General features: G+C 58.5%; 15 protein-coding genes. 7 read left to right on the top strand and 8 right to left on the bottom strand.

The window, feature by feature from the left end:
• Positions 1-16: 16 nt before the first annotated feature.
• Both ACS4RS_RS12735 and ACS4RS_RS12730 read right to left on the bottom strand, forming a co-directional pair.
• On the bottom strand, positions 17-1,228 hold the full coding sequence (locus tag ACS4RS_RS12735; protein WP_439011840.1) for a polysaccharide biosynthesis/export family protein: 1,212 nt from the start codon (positions 1,226-1,228) through the stop codon (positions 17-19).
• Positions 1,229-1,514: 286 nt separating this feature from the next.
• Positions 1,515-2,939 (bottom strand): O-antigen ligase family protein, encoded by a 1,425-nt coding sequence (locus ACS4RS_RS12730; protein WP_449313673.1) that lies wholly within the window; start codon positions 2,937-2,939, stop codon positions 1,515-1,517.
• Between the two features lie 304 nt (positions 2,940-3,243).
• On the opposite strand from ACS4RS_RS12730, the gene ACS4RS_RS12725 reads away from it, so the two are divergent.
• Positions 3,244-3,843 (top strand): transglutaminase-like cysteine peptidase, encoded by a 600-nt coding sequence (locus ACS4RS_RS12725; protein ID WP_439010682.1) that lies wholly within the window; start codon positions 3,244-3,246, stop codon positions 3,841-3,843.
• A 268-nt stretch (positions 3,844-4,111) separates the two neighbouring features.
• On the top strand, positions 4,112-5,437 hold the full coding sequence (locus tag ACS4RS_RS12720; RefSeq protein WP_439010683.1) for a nucleotide sugar dehydrogenase: 1,326 nt from the start codon (positions 4,112-4,114) through the stop codon (positions 5,435-5,437).
• 96 nt (positions 5,438-5,533) lie between these two features.
• On the opposite strand, the gene ACS4RS_RS12715 is transcribed toward ACS4RS_RS12720, so the two are convergent.
• Positions 5,534-6,328 carry a metallophosphoesterase gene (locus ACS4RS_RS12715; protein WP_439010684.1) on the bottom strand — a complete coding sequence of 265 codons (795 nt, stop codon included), beginning with the start codon at positions 6,326-6,328 and terminating at the stop codon, positions 5,534-5,536.
• Positions 6,329-6,977: 649 nt separating this feature from the next.
• Between ACS4RS_RS12715 and ACS4RS_RS12710 the strand changes: the two genes are divergently transcribed.
• Complete coding sequence (locus ACS4RS_RS12710; RefSeq protein WP_449313672.1) at positions 6,978-7,229, top strand: KTSC domain-containing protein; 252 nt, start codon at positions 6,978-6,980, stop codon at positions 7,227-7,229.
• Positions 7,230-7,409: 180 nt separating this feature from the next.
• Here ACS4RS_RS12710 and ACS4RS_RS12705 read toward each other — a convergent pair whose 3' ends face one another.
• The 3 genes from ACS4RS_RS12705 to ung all read right to left on the bottom strand — a co-directional run bounded on the left by ACS4RS_RS12705 (position 7,410) and on the right by ung (position 9,798).
• On the bottom strand, positions 7,410-8,015 hold the full coding sequence (locus tag ACS4RS_RS12705) for a dienelactone hydrolase family protein (RefSeq protein WP_439010685.1): 606 nt from the start codon (positions 8,013-8,015) through the stop codon (positions 7,410-7,412).
• An 11-nt stretch (positions 8,016-8,026) separates the two neighbouring features.
• Positions 8,027-8,959 carry a VOC family protein gene (locus ACS4RS_RS12700; protein WP_439010686.1) on the bottom strand — a complete coding sequence of 311 codons (933 nt, stop codon included), beginning with the start codon at positions 8,957-8,959 and terminating at the stop codon, positions 8,027-8,029.
• Positions 8,960-9,090: 131 nt separating this feature from the next.
• Positions 9,091-9,798 carry a uracil-DNA glycosylase gene (gene ung, locus ACS4RS_RS12695; protein WP_439010687.1) on the bottom strand — a complete coding sequence of 236 codons (708 nt, stop codon included), beginning with the start codon at positions 9,796-9,798 and terminating at the stop codon, positions 9,091-9,093.
• A 234-nt stretch (positions 9,799-10,032) separates the two neighbouring features.
• Here ung and ACS4RS_RS12690 point away from each other — a divergent pair, with 234 nt between their 5' ends.
• From ACS4RS_RS12690 to ACS4RS_RS12680, 3 genes are all read left to right on the top strand, one after another.
• Positions 10,033-11,457 (top strand): phosphomannomutase, encoded by a 1,425-nt coding sequence (locus tag ACS4RS_RS12690; RefSeq protein ID WP_439010688.1) that lies wholly within the window; start codon positions 10,033-10,035, stop codon positions 11,455-11,457.
• Positions 11,458-11,494: 37 nt separating this feature from the next.
• Positions 11,495-12,922: a mannose-1-phosphate guanylyltransferase/mannose-6-phosphate isomerase gene (locus ACS4RS_RS12685; RefSeq protein ID WP_183696296.1), complete on the top strand. Its 1,428-nt coding sequence runs from the start codon at positions 11,495-11,497 to the stop codon at positions 12,920-12,922.
• A 132-nt stretch (positions 12,923-13,054) separates the two neighbouring features.
• Complete coding sequence (locus ACS4RS_RS12680; protein ID WP_439010689.1) at positions 13,055-13,360, top strand: hypothetical protein; 306 nt, start codon at positions 13,055-13,057, stop codon at positions 13,358-13,360.
• 14 nt (positions 13,361-13,374) lie between these two features.
• Here ACS4RS_RS12680 and ACS4RS_RS12675 read toward each other — a convergent pair whose 3' ends face one another.
• The gene (locus tag ACS4RS_RS12675; protein ID WP_439010690.1) at positions 13,375-14,331 is read right to left on the bottom strand and encodes an endonuclease/exonuclease/phosphatase family protein; all 957 of its coding nucleotides are present in this window, start codon (positions 14,329-14,331) and stop codon (positions 13,375-13,377) included.
• 281 nt (positions 14,332-14,612) lie between these two features.
• Here ACS4RS_RS12675 and ACS4RS_RS12670 point away from each other — a divergent pair, with 281 nt between their 5' ends.
• Positions 14,613-15,629 (top strand): NAD-dependent epimerase/dehydratase family protein, encoded by a 1,017-nt coding sequence (locus ACS4RS_RS12670; RefSeq protein ID WP_439010691.1) that lies wholly within the window; start codon positions 14,613-14,615, stop codon positions 15,627-15,629.
• A 51-nt stretch (positions 15,630-15,680) separates the two neighbouring features.
• Here the strand turns inward: ACS4RS_RS12670 and ACS4RS_RS12665 are convergent, their stop codons facing one another.
• A complete protein-coding gene (locus ACS4RS_RS12665; protein ID WP_439010692.1) occupies positions 15,681-15,995 on the bottom strand; it encodes a hypothetical protein in 315 nt (104 codons plus the stop codon).
• Positions 15,996-16,055: the final 60 nt, after the last annotated feature.

Below are 16,055 nucleotides of genomic sequence, written 5' to 3'. Positions count from 1 at the left end.
CGGCGGCCTATTTCAATCAATTTCCGAGATCCTGGACCGCGTTGCGAGTATCACGCGCGTCGTCGCTCACGCCGGAAACAGTGGACGATACCGAGTTTACGATGTCAAGGAACTTGACCAGTTCAACCGAGTCCGAATTGGAAATATAGATAATATCCTTGTCTTCCATCTTGAATTGCTGAACGGCAAACAAGGTCGCCGGATCGCGAAGATTGGCGCGGACGATGACTGGAACCGTCTCACCCGTAAATCTCGTCGTGTCGACGTTCATCGACTGAACCGTTTTCTTCGGGACCAGGCGATAGAGCAGGACCTGGGCCGGATCCGCGCGATCGTCGCGCAAGCCGCCCGCCTTGGCGATAGCCTCGCCGAGGGTCAGGTCGGATTCTTCGAAATCGAAGCGGCCGCTGACGCCAGCGGCGCCGAGCGCAAGATAGGTGCGGCGCTCATGATCGATCGAGACCGTATCATTCGGCGCGACATAGATATTCTCCGCCGGATTCTTCAACAGCGTATTGTAGGCGACGGTTGCCGTCTTGCCGCGACGCTGCAGCGTAACATTCGTTTCGATATTGTTGGTCGTCAAACCGCCGGCGGCGGAAATGACATCGAGAACGCGCTCACCGGCCGGGCTGATCGTGATGCGCTGAGGATTGTTGACGTCACCGAGCACGGCCACCTGACTGGAGCGGTTGGTCGTCGTCGTGATAACTACCTGCGGCTCGATCGCACGGCTTGCGAGCCGATCTTCCACGTCCTGCTCCACGGTCTCCTTCAGGCGACCGGCGGCCGGAACGCGACCAGCATAGGGGATAGTAATCGTCCCGTTTCTGTCGATCGTCTGCTCTGGCAGGGAAATGTAATTGCCGGGTCGGCTTCCGGCGTCCGAGGGAATGAACAACCCACCGGACTGAGCTTCGAAGATGGCAACCTGGACGACGTCGCCATAACCAAGCGGAATTTCAGGCGCACCGCCGCGACCACCGCCAAATCCTTTGAAGGACGTCGGCTGGGGAGAAGTAAAATAGGGCAGAACGTTCTTGCTAAGATCGATCAGGGCGTAGTCGATGCCGACGCGACGCTCCTTCGTTGTCACTTTCACTGCCGCATCTCGATCAACATCTTTGTGATCGGGACCGGATCTTGGCAACGATGTGCAGCTTGCCAATATAGTGGTTAGCGCTACAACAATGGCGACGCGTGTACTACCGATACGAGAACAACCCATAGAATAACCTGTGTTGACGCCCCTGAAGCTACTGCCCCGCAATCTGACAAAATACAAGACAAACCCCGATCAATAACACTGGAAGCCGATTAACATTCCCCTAACTGTGGCAGGCTGGCAACGCCAAGCCCCTGAGGAAGCGAAAAACGACCCAGCCCAACTTTTCTGGCGCCGTAAGAACCCGAAGGCCAGACCCGCTATAAAATTTCTTGCGTTTCAGAGTCAACCGTTCGCACCTGCACAATCGTTATTTTTCAAAAACCTTCATAAACCATCTGTTTAAATTTTAGCGGCTGAGCGGCCGCTCATATGCCACGTCCGCGTCCCCGTTGCTGCGTCCAAGGCTTATGGCAACGACAGCACTGAGGAAGGCGGAATAAAACACGGCGAAACCCGGTATTTGCAGCGAGAAATCGACGGCCGCATGAAGGGCGACCAGAACCGTTGCCGCCAAGCCAAGAAGAACAAAATGCCTGAGACGCCGCCTTTGGGCGAACCCCTGCCGGAACACCCTGGCCAGCACCGCGAAGGCAAGGATTGCCGTGACTGGGAACAATATCCCGAGGCCCAGAAATCCTTCCAGATAGAAGTTATGCGCTCGGTCGAAGATCCCGAAAATACCGCAGGCCGGATCGCGGTAAGCAGGAAATACGGTCCGGAAGGTTCCAAGGCCGGTCCCGGTCAACCAATGATCCGAAATAGCACGCCATATGCCCGGCAGGATGCAGAACCGATCATCATCCTCGAGCCGCCGCTCTTGCGCGCGTAAAATCGCCTGACCTGCAAACACCGCCAGCAGCACGACGACGAAAACAATCGCCGACAGGAACTTCAGCATCGAACGCCATCCGGGCGCCGGCTTCAGATAACGCCGCGAGCCGTTCCAATTCATGACCAGCCACGGAAAATAAATGAGGGCGGCAATAAAGGTCGCGAATATGCCGGCGCGCGAGCGGCTCAGCATTAGTGCGGTGAAGCATGCGCACAAGAGCAGGATGTAGATCCACGATTTCAACAGAAGCGTGTTTCGGCCCGGCTCGCCGGGCGGATGGTTTGAATAGGAACGGGCGATGTCTCTGACCAGGGTCAGCATCAGCAGCGTTCCAAGCCCGAGGAAGGTCGCTGCGGTATTGCGGTTGACGAAGACCGTGGTCAAGCTGTCGAGGTATGCCTGTTTCTCCACGACGATTAGGATGTTTGGGAACAGCGAAAACTGGATCAGCCCGAACACAGCGATGATGCCCGCTGAAAGTCCGAGGAGGGTCAGCACTTTACTTGCGCGCCGATCGGTATCGCATAAGAGAAGCCCCGTCAGGAAGGTGGCGAAAGGCAGCGCCACCGCGAGGATCGACGCCAGCGTGTCGGCCGGCGCGACCGAGATTGCCGCGTACTCGACACCTGCAAGGTCATGAGCTGCACTCCAGGCCGGGTTTGCCAGCCAGTTGGAAGGCAGCTCTATGGTCTGGATGAACGTCCAGCCTGTCACCACGACGAGCACCAACAAAGCGCTGCTGAAGACCCATCTGCTCTGTCTCGGCTCCCCGAACAGCAGTGCCGAAAAGGCGCCAAGGGCAAACATGCCGATCGCGGCAAAGGCGAAGGGAAAGGGCGTGACGCTCCCAAACGGAATGAGCGTCAGTATAACGAGGCCGATAAAGGCGAGGAGAAGAGCCTCTCGCAAGACCTGCCGGTTGATGAGGTTGGATAACATTCGATTTCTTCACAAGCGGGCCGCAATAGCGGAATTGCAACCCAAGCGGCTAATATGCACGTACTAACATAAGTTGCATATCAACGGCTTGCGTGTTAAAGTGTAACAGAATTTCACATCGTTTAAAATTGTCGCGAAAGACTTAAGCCAATCGAGACAAGCCCTGGCTATGCTCCGTCAAGCAGCAGGAACGGGACAGCCGTTCTGCGGCCAATACTTGGCAGATCACTAAGTCGCCATGCCATTGACTGGGACAAAAGGCAAGCCTGATCTCAATCGGTTGCTCTCAACGAGGATCTGACAGGTGAAGAAAGCATTCGTTACACTTCTGGCGCTGGCCTTTACAGCAGGGAATGCTTGTTCAGCATTTGCCGCCGGTCCCGCAGGTTTTGCCCGCGGCCTCGACGACGGTTCGGCAGTCAGTTATATCTCAGAAAAAGGCAAGATCATTCCGCCCTTTGCCCAGGTATTGTTCTGCGCCCAGAACCCGGCCGAATGTCGTGACAACAACGGTGTCTCGGTCATCGCGCTCACCGATGAGCAAATGCTGCAGCTGAAAACCGTGAACGGCGCCGTCAATCATACGATGATCGGCAGGAACGATTCCCGCAGCGAATTAAACGGCGACGTTTGGAAGGTGAATGTCCGCAGCGGCGACTGCGAAGATTTCGCCCTCACCAAGCGCAGCCGGCTCATTGCGATGGGCTGGTCGTCACGCGCTTTGCGGATTGCGACTGCCTACACGCCCTCCGGCGAAGGGCATGCCGTCCTGGTGGTCAGGACTGATAAGGGCGACCTCGTGCTCGACAATAGGCAAAGCAGCATCAAGAACTGGCGGGACACAGATCTGCGCTGGGACAAGATTCAATCGGGAACAGACCCCTATGTCTGGTACCGGCTGTAACAGCGGGCGCAGCAAAATACACCGAACGCACCTCCTCGACATCGAAGTCGAGCCGCTCTCATGGGCGGCTCGACTTGTCATATCGCCCACATAAACCTATGCTTTTAGCTAACGGCACGGCCGCCGACACCGAGTTGCGGCGCCCCAAGTTCGATTTCCAGTGTGGGTATCAAGCGATCTTCGATATTGTCTTTTCGCCCAGATTAAGTATGACGGACGCCATGCTGCGACGCAGCATGATGTCCTACTCTAATGATTTGAGGGAATTATGCGCATCACGATGATTGGATCAGGCTATGTCGGCCTCGTTTCAGGCGTTTGCTTTGCGGATTTCGGCCACGACGTCATCTGCGTAGACAAGGATCTGAGTAAGATCGAAGCCCTTCGCGAAGGCCGCATTCCGATCTACGAGCCGGGTCTGGAACAATTGGTTGCCGAAAATACCAGCACCGGCCGCCTATCGTTTTCGACGGATGTCGGCGAAAGCGTCCGTAGCGCCGACGTCGTCTTCATCGCGGTCGGCACGCCGTCCAGGCGCGGCGACGGCCACGCGGATCTCTCCTATGTCTACGCCGCTGCGCGCGAGATCGCCACTTATGTGGAAGGCTTCACCGTTATCGTCACCAAGTCGACGGTGCCGGTCGGCACCGGCGACGAAGTCGAGCGCATCATGCGCGAAACCAATCCTGCGGCGGATGTTGCCGTGGTTTCCAATCCGGAATTCCTGCGCGAAGGTGCGGCGATCGAAGATTTCAAGCGTCCTGACCGTATCGTCGTCGGACTGAATGACGACCGCGCGCGCGAAACCATGACGGAGGTCTACCGTCCGCTTTACCTTAACCAGGCGCCGTTGGTCTTCACCACCCGCCGCACCTCGGAACTGATCAAATATGCGGCCAATGCCTTCCTCGCGATGAAGATCACCTTCATCAACGAGATCGCCGATCTTTGCGAGCGGGTCGACGCAAACGTCCAGGACGTCTCGCGGGGCATCGGTCTCGACGGCCGTATCGGCGCCAAGTTCCTGCATGCCGGCCCGGGTTACGGCGGTTCGTGCTTCCCCAAGGATACGCTTGCTCTTGCCAAGACGGCGCAGGATTACGACGCGCCTATCCGTCTCATCGAGACGACGATCTCGATCAACGACAACCGCAAGCGGGCGATGGGACGCAAAGTTATCTCGGCCGTCGGCGGAGACATTCGCGGCAAGAAGATCGCGATTCTCGGCCTGACCTTCAAGCCGAACACCGACGACATGCGCGACAGCCCGGCAATCGCCGTCATCCAGACCCTGCAGGACGCCGGTGCCAAGGTGGTCGGCTACGATCCCGAGGGCATGGAGAACGCTCGCAAGGTGATCGAGAACATCGAATATGCGAACGGTCCCTATGAAGCGGCCGCCGATGCGGATGCGCTGGTCATCGTCACCGAATGGAACCAGTTCCGCGCACTCGATTTCAATCGCCTGAAGCAGGCGATGCGCGCGCCGGTCCTGGTCGACCTGCGCAATATCTACCGCAGCGACGAGGTCCGCAAATACGGCTTTACCTATACCGGCATCGGCACCAATCTCTATCAGGAATCAAACGCCTGACAGGTTCTGGTGAACCGGTAATCGTCCTGACGCCGCGGAGCAAATCCCGCGGCGTTTTGGTTTTTAGCGCACTGCACCAAAAGGCCTGAACGCGCTTTACTTGAGAAGCCCGACCCGCGTTCCTTTTATCGTCAGCACGGTCAGCCGGCCCGTCGCCGAGACCGCGGTGTCGATGCCGATCCGTTGCGGACCGAATGTCGGCGTTCGCGCCGGGGTATGCCCGTGGATCACCAGGACGGGAAGCTGCGGCCCGTCATCCAGGAAGGGTTGGCGGATCCACATCAGGTCGCTGTCCTTCTGTTTCTTGAGGTCGATGCCCGGTTTGACGCCGGCATGGACAAAGACCACCCTGCCGATCCGCAGCATGATCGGCAGTGATTCCAGAAACTGGATATGCCGCTCGGGGATCATGTTGCGAATGACCCGGGCAATCATTTCGCTTCCAGCCGCCGACTGCAGCAGGTGCTCGATATCGATACCGTATGAGTGCAGTGTCTCGGTCCCTGCAAAGCCGAGCCATTCAAGAATGTGCGCGGGTTTACGATAGAGCTTCACCAGTTCCGCGTCGTGATTGCCGCACAGAGAGAAACGCTGAAATCCCGGCGGCGGGCTCTTGCTCAGGAACTCCAGCACCGCGCTCGAATCAGGCCCGCGGTCGACATAATCGCCGAGCATGACGATAAGTTTCGGCCCCGGAATGCGCGCGGCATCCTCCTCGATGCGGCGATGCGCCTCGACTAGCTCCTTATAACATCCGTGAACATCGCTCATCGCATAGACCGCAGCGAATTCACCTTCGGCAAACGTCAGCCGGGCGCGTCCTTTGCGGTTGCCGGCCAGTATCCGTATCCGTTGTCGCCACGGCCCGAGATAGTTAAACATGTAATCCATATATTAGGTCCGACAGCCCGCGAGGGTGTCGGAAAAGCTCGATTTCCTGCCGATCCTTGCATGGGTATAAGGCTCAGTGTTCAAAAAGAAATTGACCCGATCACGGCCTCATCGAAATTGTAACCGGAACCCCGCGTGAAGAGGCTATAGGGCCGTCGCCCGTGAACCGACAGCACTTTTCTTGCGTCGTCGATCGCTCCCGGAACGGTCTCCTCCCCACCGGACACTCAGCCTCGCGTCGAATCACCCAATCCTCAGTTGATCCCTTCCGGCTTTCATGCGGATTGGCTTTCGCAGTCACATCGTGCTGCCCTTGCGCAACGTCCCCGCGACAGCGAAATTATGATTGCGAGAAACGCATTTTGTATTCGGCCGTTTTAGAAGGACATCACGGTCAATATCGCGCTGTATTTTGGTAGATGAGGGTTAATTCAGCGTTAAGCCGTATTATTCGTTCCAGCAGCGGCTGTGTCCGCCGCCAGTTCTCCAAACCAAAGAACTTTCGGCAATCGGATTTCCACAGGCGACACCTCCGAAAAAGCTGTATAAATCAACTATAGCGAGAGCGCGTAGAAAAAAATGAACGCTTAAGATTATCACGCTTGACGCTACTGCACTGGCGCATGATGATGGCGCATTGCGAGCGTCAATGACAGTCTTTACCGGGATTCTCAGATCCAAAACTGCGGGGTGCAAAGTGGAAACTGCGGTTGATTCGAAACTTATCGAGGCGATCAGCTACGACGAAGACAGCCGGCATCTACGGGTCTATCTGACAAACGGTCAGAGGCGGGAATATGAAGGCGTCCCCAAGGGCGTCGTCGTCGGCTTGACGATGGCGGAATCCCCGGGAAATTTTTATATGACGGCAATCAGGGGCAAATATCCTCCCCGCCCCTAATGTGATCTTTCATTTCAGCTAAAGCGCGTCGCGATCTTTTCAGATTCGCTCCTCGCGCTTTAGCTTTTGTTTTGCGCATGTCGTTTCCGCAAAACCGCTGCACACTTTTCCGCGACAGGCTGATACGGGACCGGCATCACCGGCCCCGCAAATCAGTGCCGCCGACCGGCGCACATTCCATCAATAACCACTGAAGAAATCGCGAACTGCATCGATCTCGAGCGGCGCAATCTCATGACCGCCGGGATGCCAGACCGTTCTGACATCAGCGCCGCGATCCTTCAGATGCTCCGACAGCGCCTCGGTCACCGGGACGGGAGCGATCGGATCGCGCTGCCCGGCCGTCACCAGCACCTTTCTCCCCGCAAGAGTTGCTTGGGCTTCGGGTTGAAACGGAATGAGCGGGTGCATCAGAACGGCGGCATCGAAGATGCCTTTCTCGATCAGCACATTGGCAAGAATGTTCGCGCCATTCGAAAAACCCAGACCAAGAATTTGGGAAGCCTGGTATTCGTCTGCCAATGCCTTGACATAGGCGGCCATCTTCTCCGTCGCCCGTGAGAGGTCGGCCATGTCGTAGACCCCCTCCCCGGTGCGCCGGAAGAACCGCGCCGCACCATGTTCGGAAACGTCGCCGCGCGGCGAGAGGACTGTCGCTTCGGGCAGCAGGCGCCGGCCGAAATCGAAGAACTGGTTCTCGTCGCCACCGGTGCCATGCAGCACCAGCAGAATGGGTCTATCAGGTGCACCGGCATGCAGCCGGTGCACATATCCAGCTTCGGTCATAGCGCCCCTCCTTACGCTTCGAGCGGCTGCAGGTGCTGCTCCAGCAACGCGCGAAGATGGGCGTGCTGCTGGGGCAGCTTCAGGGCTTCGCCGAGATGGGCAGTATCCTCGTCGCGGTCGAAGCCCGGCTCATTGGTCGCGACCTCGAACAGCACACCGCCCGGCGTGCGGAAATAGATCGCCCAGAAATAATCGCGGTCGATCACCGGCGTTACCTGATAGCCGGTATCCATCAGCGCCTTGCGCACTTCGAGCTGCTTCTCGCGGTTTTCGACGGCGAAGGCGACGTGGTGAACGGAGCCGGCACCGGGAAGCGCTCGGGCAATGTTCGGCATGGTCTCGATATCTATGAGATGCGCGCCGTTGCCGTCAGGCTTGATCAGCCGCTTGACGCCATCCCGTTCCTCGGCGACCTCGTAGCCCATGAACCTCAGGAGTTCGGCGGTGGCGCCTTCATCCCTGAGCCGCATCGCCACGGAATGGAAGCCGCGGATGGCGTGGTCTTCGCTGATGCCGCCGTGTGTCCAGGGCTGGCGGGCATCGTCCTTGACCTCGACGAGCGCAAAGCCGTCGCCGTCGGGACCGGAAAAATTCAGGCGCTTCTCGCCGAAACTTTCCTCGGCCTTCAGCCCGCCGATATTCAACGCGCTGAAACGATCGCTCCAGAAGCCGAGTGAGCCTTGCGGAACGGAGAACACCGTCGTGCCGACCTCCCCGGTGCCGGGACGGCCCTGCGCCATCTTCGGGAACGGGAAATAGGTCATGACAGTGCCGGGCGCACCGGTCTCGTCGCCATAATAGAGGTGATAGACATCAGGCGCATCGAAGTTCACCGTTTTCTTGACGCGGCGCAGCCCAAGCGCATTGGTGAAGAACTGATTGTTGGTCCGGGCGTCCTCCGCCATCGACGTGACGTGGTGCAGACCCTTGATTTGATCGAGCATGTGAGACCCCTTTTCTTGCCTGCAGTGCGCAGGCTTTCGATGGGGCTAAGATGCGCGCTGAAACTCCGTGGGAACAGACCCCTGGATCAAAACGCATTGTCTTCTTTTAGTGAACGAACAGCGGTTTGCGTTCACACCTCGACGCCTTGTGGATCGGCCGGCAACTGCCAATCGATTGGGGACCGCCCGCGCGACTGCAGGAAATCGTTCGCCTTCGAAAAATGCCCGCAGCCGAAAAATCCGTTATGGGCCGAAAGCGGCGAGGGATGCGGCGCCCTGAGCACCAGATGCCGCGTGGTATCGACAAAGGCGGCCTTGCGCTGGGCATAGGAGCCCCAGAGCATGAAGACGACGGATTCGCACTCGTCGTTGACTTTGCGGATGACGGCATCGGTGAAGCGCTCCCACCCCTTGCCCTGATGGGCAGCCGCCTGCCCTTCCTCGACGGTCAGCACGCTGTTCAGCAGCAGCACGCCCTGCCTTGCCCAATGTTCTAGAAACCCGTGACGCGCCGGCACTATGCCAAGATCCGCCTGAATCTCCTTATAGATATTGACGAGCGAGGGCGGGATGCGCACGCCCGGCCGCACGCTGAAACACAGCCCATGGGCCTGTCCCAGCCCGTGATAGGGGTCCTGACCGAGAATGACGACCTTGACGCTGGAGATCGGCGTCAGGTCGAGGGCGCGGAAATACTCACTGCCTTGGGGGAAAATCCGCTTACCGCCCTGCTTCTGCGCGACAAGAAAGGATTTAAGCTGCTGCATATAGGGGCTTGAGAACTCCCCCGCCAAGGCGGCTTTCCAGCTCTCTTCGAGACTGACTGATGTATCGCTCATCCAGCAAACCCTTCGTATATGACGAAACAACGGACACACGGTTCTAACAAAATCGATCTACGCTGCAATGCCTGTCGGCTCGGCAACGGGTCCAGGGAGATAGAATCGGCGAGAGAAGATTGCGAGGCCTGTCCGAAGCACGGTCGTCCGTGTTTAACTATATGACGGCTTTGGTATTTACGCCGGCTGGCGGCCTGAGTAGAACCTTATGATAAACCGGAGACATGTCTTCAAATGAAATTCGGCACGAGCGGCCTTCGCGGACTTTCAGTGGATCTCAAGGGACGCGCCTCTGCGCTTTATGCGACGGCGTTCGGCAGATATCTGCTGCAGACCGGCAAGGCGCAGCCCGGCGACGCCATTCTGATCGGCCGCGATTTTCGCGATTCGAGCCCCGATATTTCGGGAAATTGTGCCGGCGCACTCGCCGCACTCGGCTTCCGGGTATTGGACTGCGGCAATGTCCCGACACCCGCCCTTGCCCTCTATGGCCTCGAGAGCAACGCTGCATGCCTGATGGTGACGGGCTCGCATATTCCGGCAGACCGCAACGGCATCAAGTTCTATCGCCCGGACGGCGAGATCGACAAATCGGACGAGGCTCATATCACCGCATCGGCGGCCGAGATCGAGCGAACAGGCGAGACAGTTGCAGAGGCCCCGGCTGAGACCGAAGATCATGAGGCGATCTGCCGTCAGCTGTTTTTCCAACGCAACGCCGACCTGCTGCCGCAAGGCGCACTAGCTGGCCTGAGGATCGGCGTCTACCAGCACAGCACCGTCGCACGCGACATGCTGGTTGACGTTCTCGCCCATTATGGCGCCGAGATCACCGCTCTTGGACGTTCGGAGAGTTTCATTCCCGTCGACACCGAAGCCGTTTCCGACGAGACGATCACGCTGATGAAACGCTGGGTGTCCGAGCACAAGTTCGATGCGATCGTCTCGACCGATGGCGACGGGGACCGCCCACTGGTCGCAGACGAAACCGGCATGCCGCTGCGCGGCGACCTTCTCGGCCTTGTCGCAGCCAATTTTCTCGGCGCCGGCACGGTCGTGACGCCGGTGACCTCCAATTCCGGCATCGAGGCCGCAGGCTCTTTCGCAGTCAGGCGCACCCGCGTCGGCTCGCCCTTCGTCATCGCAGGCATGGAAGAGGCCGTAGCCGCCGGCGAAGATCATGTCATGGGCTTTGAAGCCAATGGCGGGCTGCTGACAGCAACCCCTTTCGATATCAACGGCAGATCCGTGCGCGCCTTGCCGACGCGCGACTGTTTTCTCCCGATGCTTGCGATCCTGTCGCTCGCCGCCGTTCGCGGGCAGCCGCTTTCGGCCGTTGCCGCCTCCTACCATCTGCCCTTTGCCGCCGCCGATCGCCTGGAGAATTTTCCGTTGGAGACGAGTGCGGCGCTGATGGAGCATCTGCGCGCCTCCGGTGAAAACCTTGCCGCTTTCCTGCAACCGATCGGCGAGGTGGCGGCGAAATCCGACATCGACGGACTTCGCGTGACGCTGAAAGACGGCAGCATCATTCATTTCCGCCCGTCCGGTAATGCGCCCGAAATGCGCTGCTACGTCGAAGCCGGGAGCGAAACCGCAGCCCTGGATCTGCTGAAGGCAGGGCTCACCCGAATAACGGACTGGGCAAACGCCCGCTAAACATGCCACGAACAAGCTTTTTTCAAGGAACCCGCCTATGACGCAGAAAATCGTTCCCGTGATCATGGCCGGCGGCAAAGGCACGCGGCTCTGGCCGCTTTCCCGTGCCACCGCCCCGAAACAGTTCATCCAGTTCGTCGGCAACAAGACGTTGTTTCAGGAGACGCTCGAACGTGTTTCCAACCCGGAGCTCTACGAAGCCCCAATCATCGTCACCAATGAGGAATTTCGCTTCCTGGTCGCCGAGCAGGCCCGCACTCTGGGCGTCCCGCTCGCCGCGGTGCTGCTTGAGCCGGTCGCCCGCAACACCGCAGCAGCGGTGGCCGCCGCCGCCACCCTTGCCGCCGAGCTTTTCGGCAAGAACACCATTATCCAGATGCTCGCTTCGGATCACGAGATCCTCGCCGACAAGAGCTATTTCGATTGCATCCGCATCGCCCGGAATGCTGCAGCCGACGGCAAGCTCGTCACCTTCGGCATCAGCCCAACCGAGCCGGCAACCGGCTACGGCTATATCGAAATCGGCGATGCGCTTGAAAACGGCGCCCACAAAGTCAGCCGTTTTGTGGAAAAACCGGCATTGGAAAAGGCCGAACAGATGCTTGCCGACGGCGGCTTCTATTGGAACTCCGGCATCTTCATGTTCCCGGTGGAGGAACTCATCGCCGAGTTGCAGGAATATGCGCCCGATGTGCTGAAGGCGGCGAGCAAAGCCGTTTCCAAGGCAAGCCGCGACCTCGACTTTACCCGCCTCGACGCCGACCATTTCGCCAAGAGCCCCGATATCTCAATCGACTACGCGATCATGGAAAAGACCTCCAAAGCCGCTGTCGTCCCCTCGCCGTTCAAATGGTCGGACATGGGAAGCTGGGATGCCGTTTGGAAATCAGGCGTGCGTGACGACAACGGCAATGTCGCCGCCGCAAACACCACCGTCGTCAACACGCGCAATTCGCTGGTCATGACCCACGGCGTGCATCTTGCCGTTCAGGGCATGGAGGATGTGGCCGTCATCGCCAGCGAGGACGCCGTCTATGTCGGACCGCTCAAAGACAGCCAGAATGTCGGGCAATTGGTCAAGATGCTGGCTTCCTCTTCCGCCACGGCGAAATTCACCGAAACCCATCCGACATCCTATCGCCCCTGGGGCGGCTATACCTCGATCTTCAACGGCGATCGATTCCAGGTGAAGCGCATCTTCGTGACGCCGGGCAAGAAGCTTTCGCTGCAGAAACACCACCATCGCTCCGAACACTGGGTCGTCGTCAAGGGAACCGCCGAGGTGACGGTCGGAGAGACCGTGCGGATGCTGCGCGAAAACGAGAGCGTCTATATTCCGCTCGGCGAAGTCCATCGTCTCGCCAACCCCGGCAAGATCCTCCTCGAACTGATCGAGGTGCAGACCGGCTCCTATCTCGGCGAGGACGACATCATCCGCATCGTCGATGAGTTCGGAAGAACGTGACGTCGCAGCCGAACCGCCGGCTAGGCCCAAACAATGCCGCCTTTTCCGGCGCGGTCGCCATCGCTGTTGAATTCGCTATCGGACTTCTCGTAGAATGGACGTACCGAGAGACATGACCGGAGATATCCCCTGATGCGCATCCTGCCCGCCCTCGCCGGATTTCTTTCAATCATGGCCCCGGCAATGGCGTTTGCCGAAACCGGAAAGATGCGGACCGCAAGCGAGGCTGAAATCCGTGAGCACCTTCCGGGCACGTCGGAACTGAAAGAAAGCAGCAACGGTTACGAATATCGCCAGGGCAACAGGAATGGCTATAAAATAACCAATGGCCAGGTGTGCGTCCGGTTTGCCAACAAGTCGACCGACTGCGTCAGCGTGAAGACCGACGGCGAGAAATTTCAGATGATCGACAAGAAAGGCGGCAGGACGAAATTTTGACTTTGACCGGCAGCTTATTTTGCCGGTGCAGTTTTACCGTCCCTGTCGAGAACGAATTCCGCGATCAGACCGGAATGGTTCGAGCCAAGATTGTCATCGAGACGTTTCAGCGATGTCAGATGAAGCGGCGCGCGCGCAAATATATGATCGATGGCGATCCCCAATGAGCCGGCAGCAATCGGCCATGTCGCCGGTTCGGGCACAATCGTCTTCAGTCCCTGTTTGCGCAGGAAAGCCTGGATGCTCGGGGCGATCGAAGAAGAGTTGAAATCACCGGACAGCACCACGGGGCCGTCGATCGAACCAAGCACTTTGGCGAGATCTTCCAATTCAGCCATCTGGAAATCGTCGAAATATGGTTTGGTCAGATGCGCCGATACCAGATTGATGGTTTCGCCGCCGAAGTCGACGCTCGATATAACCAGCCTGTTTTTCCGCAGGCTGCCCATGCTAACGACCTGCTGGTTGACGAAAGGCCGTTTGGACAGCACCAGCGTATCGCAGGTATCCTTCCCGGTGTCGCAACCGATATGATAGGGATAGGCCTTGAACAATTGCTGCAGATGGAAGGTCAGCGGCTTGGCTTCGAGCAAATTGACGACATCGGCATTCGACGCGATCACCATGTCGGTGATGGCAGTCGAGTTTTTCCAGTTGTCGATCGCGATGTTGAACGACATCAGACGAAAAAGCGGCGGCCTGTCCGTGCCTCTGCCGTCCTCCGAAAACTCCCGCAGCATGATGACGCCGTGAGCGATGAGAAGAAGCGAGACAAACAGAAGGACGAAGCCGTAAATCTGTCGCCTGACAGCCAGAATGACAAGGCTGGCGGCAACAAAGAGGACGCCGAAGTGAACCTGAAAGCTATAGAGAAAGGACAGCAGCCAGAAGTTCGTGACATAGCGTAAGGACACAATCGCGATGGCAACGGTCAGAAACGCGCAGAGAATCCAATAAATTATCTCTCTCATCGATCCTGACCTACTTGCAGACGACCCGCCGGCCATAACATGCAGGCCGGGATGTTGCAACGCAGCATGACGGCCGATGGCCGCGGCCGGCGATCGGACCATATCGACGGCCCTCCGTCACCCGGCAGCGCAGCGGGCGAATATGCCGGCAACCGCAGCAAAGGCAGCCGCCGCCTTCTCTTTCAAAGATCTATCGACTCGGCCTCTTCTTATCTTGTAAGTGGGGTCACGCGATACGGAATCGGCTTTTGCCGTCGGCAGCGAGCCGAGAGAAGGTGGGAATGCGCTACTTCATTACCGGGACGGCCGGCTTTATCGGTTTTCATCTGGCCAGGCGCCTGCTGCAGGAAGGGCACGAGGTCACCGGCTTCGACGGCCTCACTCCCTATTACAACGTCAAGCTCAAGGAGATGCGCCATGCAGCACTCTCCCAGTTCCCGGCCTTCAAACCGGTCATCGCTATGCTCGAGGATCGCGAAGCGCTTGAGGCGGCGGTTGTCGCGGCCAAGCCGGACATATTGATCCACCTCGCCGCCCAGGCCGGTGTGCGTTACAGCCTGGAAAATCCCGAGGCCTATCTTCGATCGAACGTCGAAGGCTCGTGGAACATCATGGAAATCGCGCGGCGCGCCGAAATTCGCCACCTGATGCTGGCCTCGACGTCATCGATCTACGGCGCCAATGCGACCGTTCCCTTTCACGAGACCGATCGCGCCGACGAGCCTCTGACCATCTATGCCGCGACGAAGAAATCGATGGAACTGATGGCGCACAGTTATGCCCATCTGCACAAGATCCCGACGACGGCCTTTCGCTTCTTCACCGTTTACGGCCCGTGGGGCCGGCCCGACATGGCATTGTTCAAATTCACCAAGAACATGCTTGAGGGACAGCCGATCGAGATCTACGGCGAAGGCAATATGAGCCGCGACTTCACCTATATCGACGATCTCGTTGAGGGGATCGTCAGGCTGTCGGCAATCGCCCCTGGTGAGGATAACCGTCTGGACAACGTGGCCGTCGAAACGCTTTCGCGCCAAGCGCCCTTTCGAGTCGTCAATATTGGCGGCGGCCAGCCGGTCAGCCTGATGGATTTCGTCGAAACGGTGGAAAAGGCGCTCGGCCGTCCGGCCATTCGCAAGATGCTAGCGATGCAGAAGGGTGACGTGCCGCGCACCTTCGCGGCCCCCGATCTGCTCGTTGCGCTGACGGGTTACAAGCCGGATACGACTTTGGATGTCGGCGTCAAAGCCTTCGTCGACTGGTATCTCGACGTCCGCGGCGAACTCGACGCCTAGTTGGGTTACCCCCTGCGCCGACCGGAATTGTGTTTCCTATGACCGGGAATATCAACGCAGAAACGTCACCGCCTCAGCCGCGTCGAGCGCCTTCGAAAACACATAGTCGACGATAACGATCAGTGTCTGCGAATAGGCCTCGAGCTGATAACCCTCGCCCTCGATTTCAGCGGGGTTGCGCAGGACGAAAGGAACGCTCGGGCGCACGAAACCGGCGCGTGTCGTCAACGGAATTTCAGGCGAATGGCCGATGGCGGAGGTGTACATCAGGTCGCGGCCAAGGCTGGCCGGACCGATCGCGAACGCCGGCCCGGCGGCGGCCGTGATGGTCAGAGTCAAAGCGATAGCGGCAAGAAGTCTGTGCATGTCGAAGTCCCCGTTTGTGGATCGGCGGGCTTCGCTTTGCCCGTCTCCAAACGATCGACG

Origin of the sequence: Rhizobium sp. F40D2, assembly GCF_051810745.2 — a bacterium.
Taxonomy (GTDB): domain Bacteria; phylum Pseudomonadota; class Alphaproteobacteria; order Rhizobiales; family Rhizobiaceae; genus Rhizobium.
This window is presented reverse-complemented; position numbering and strand designations above follow the sequence as displayed.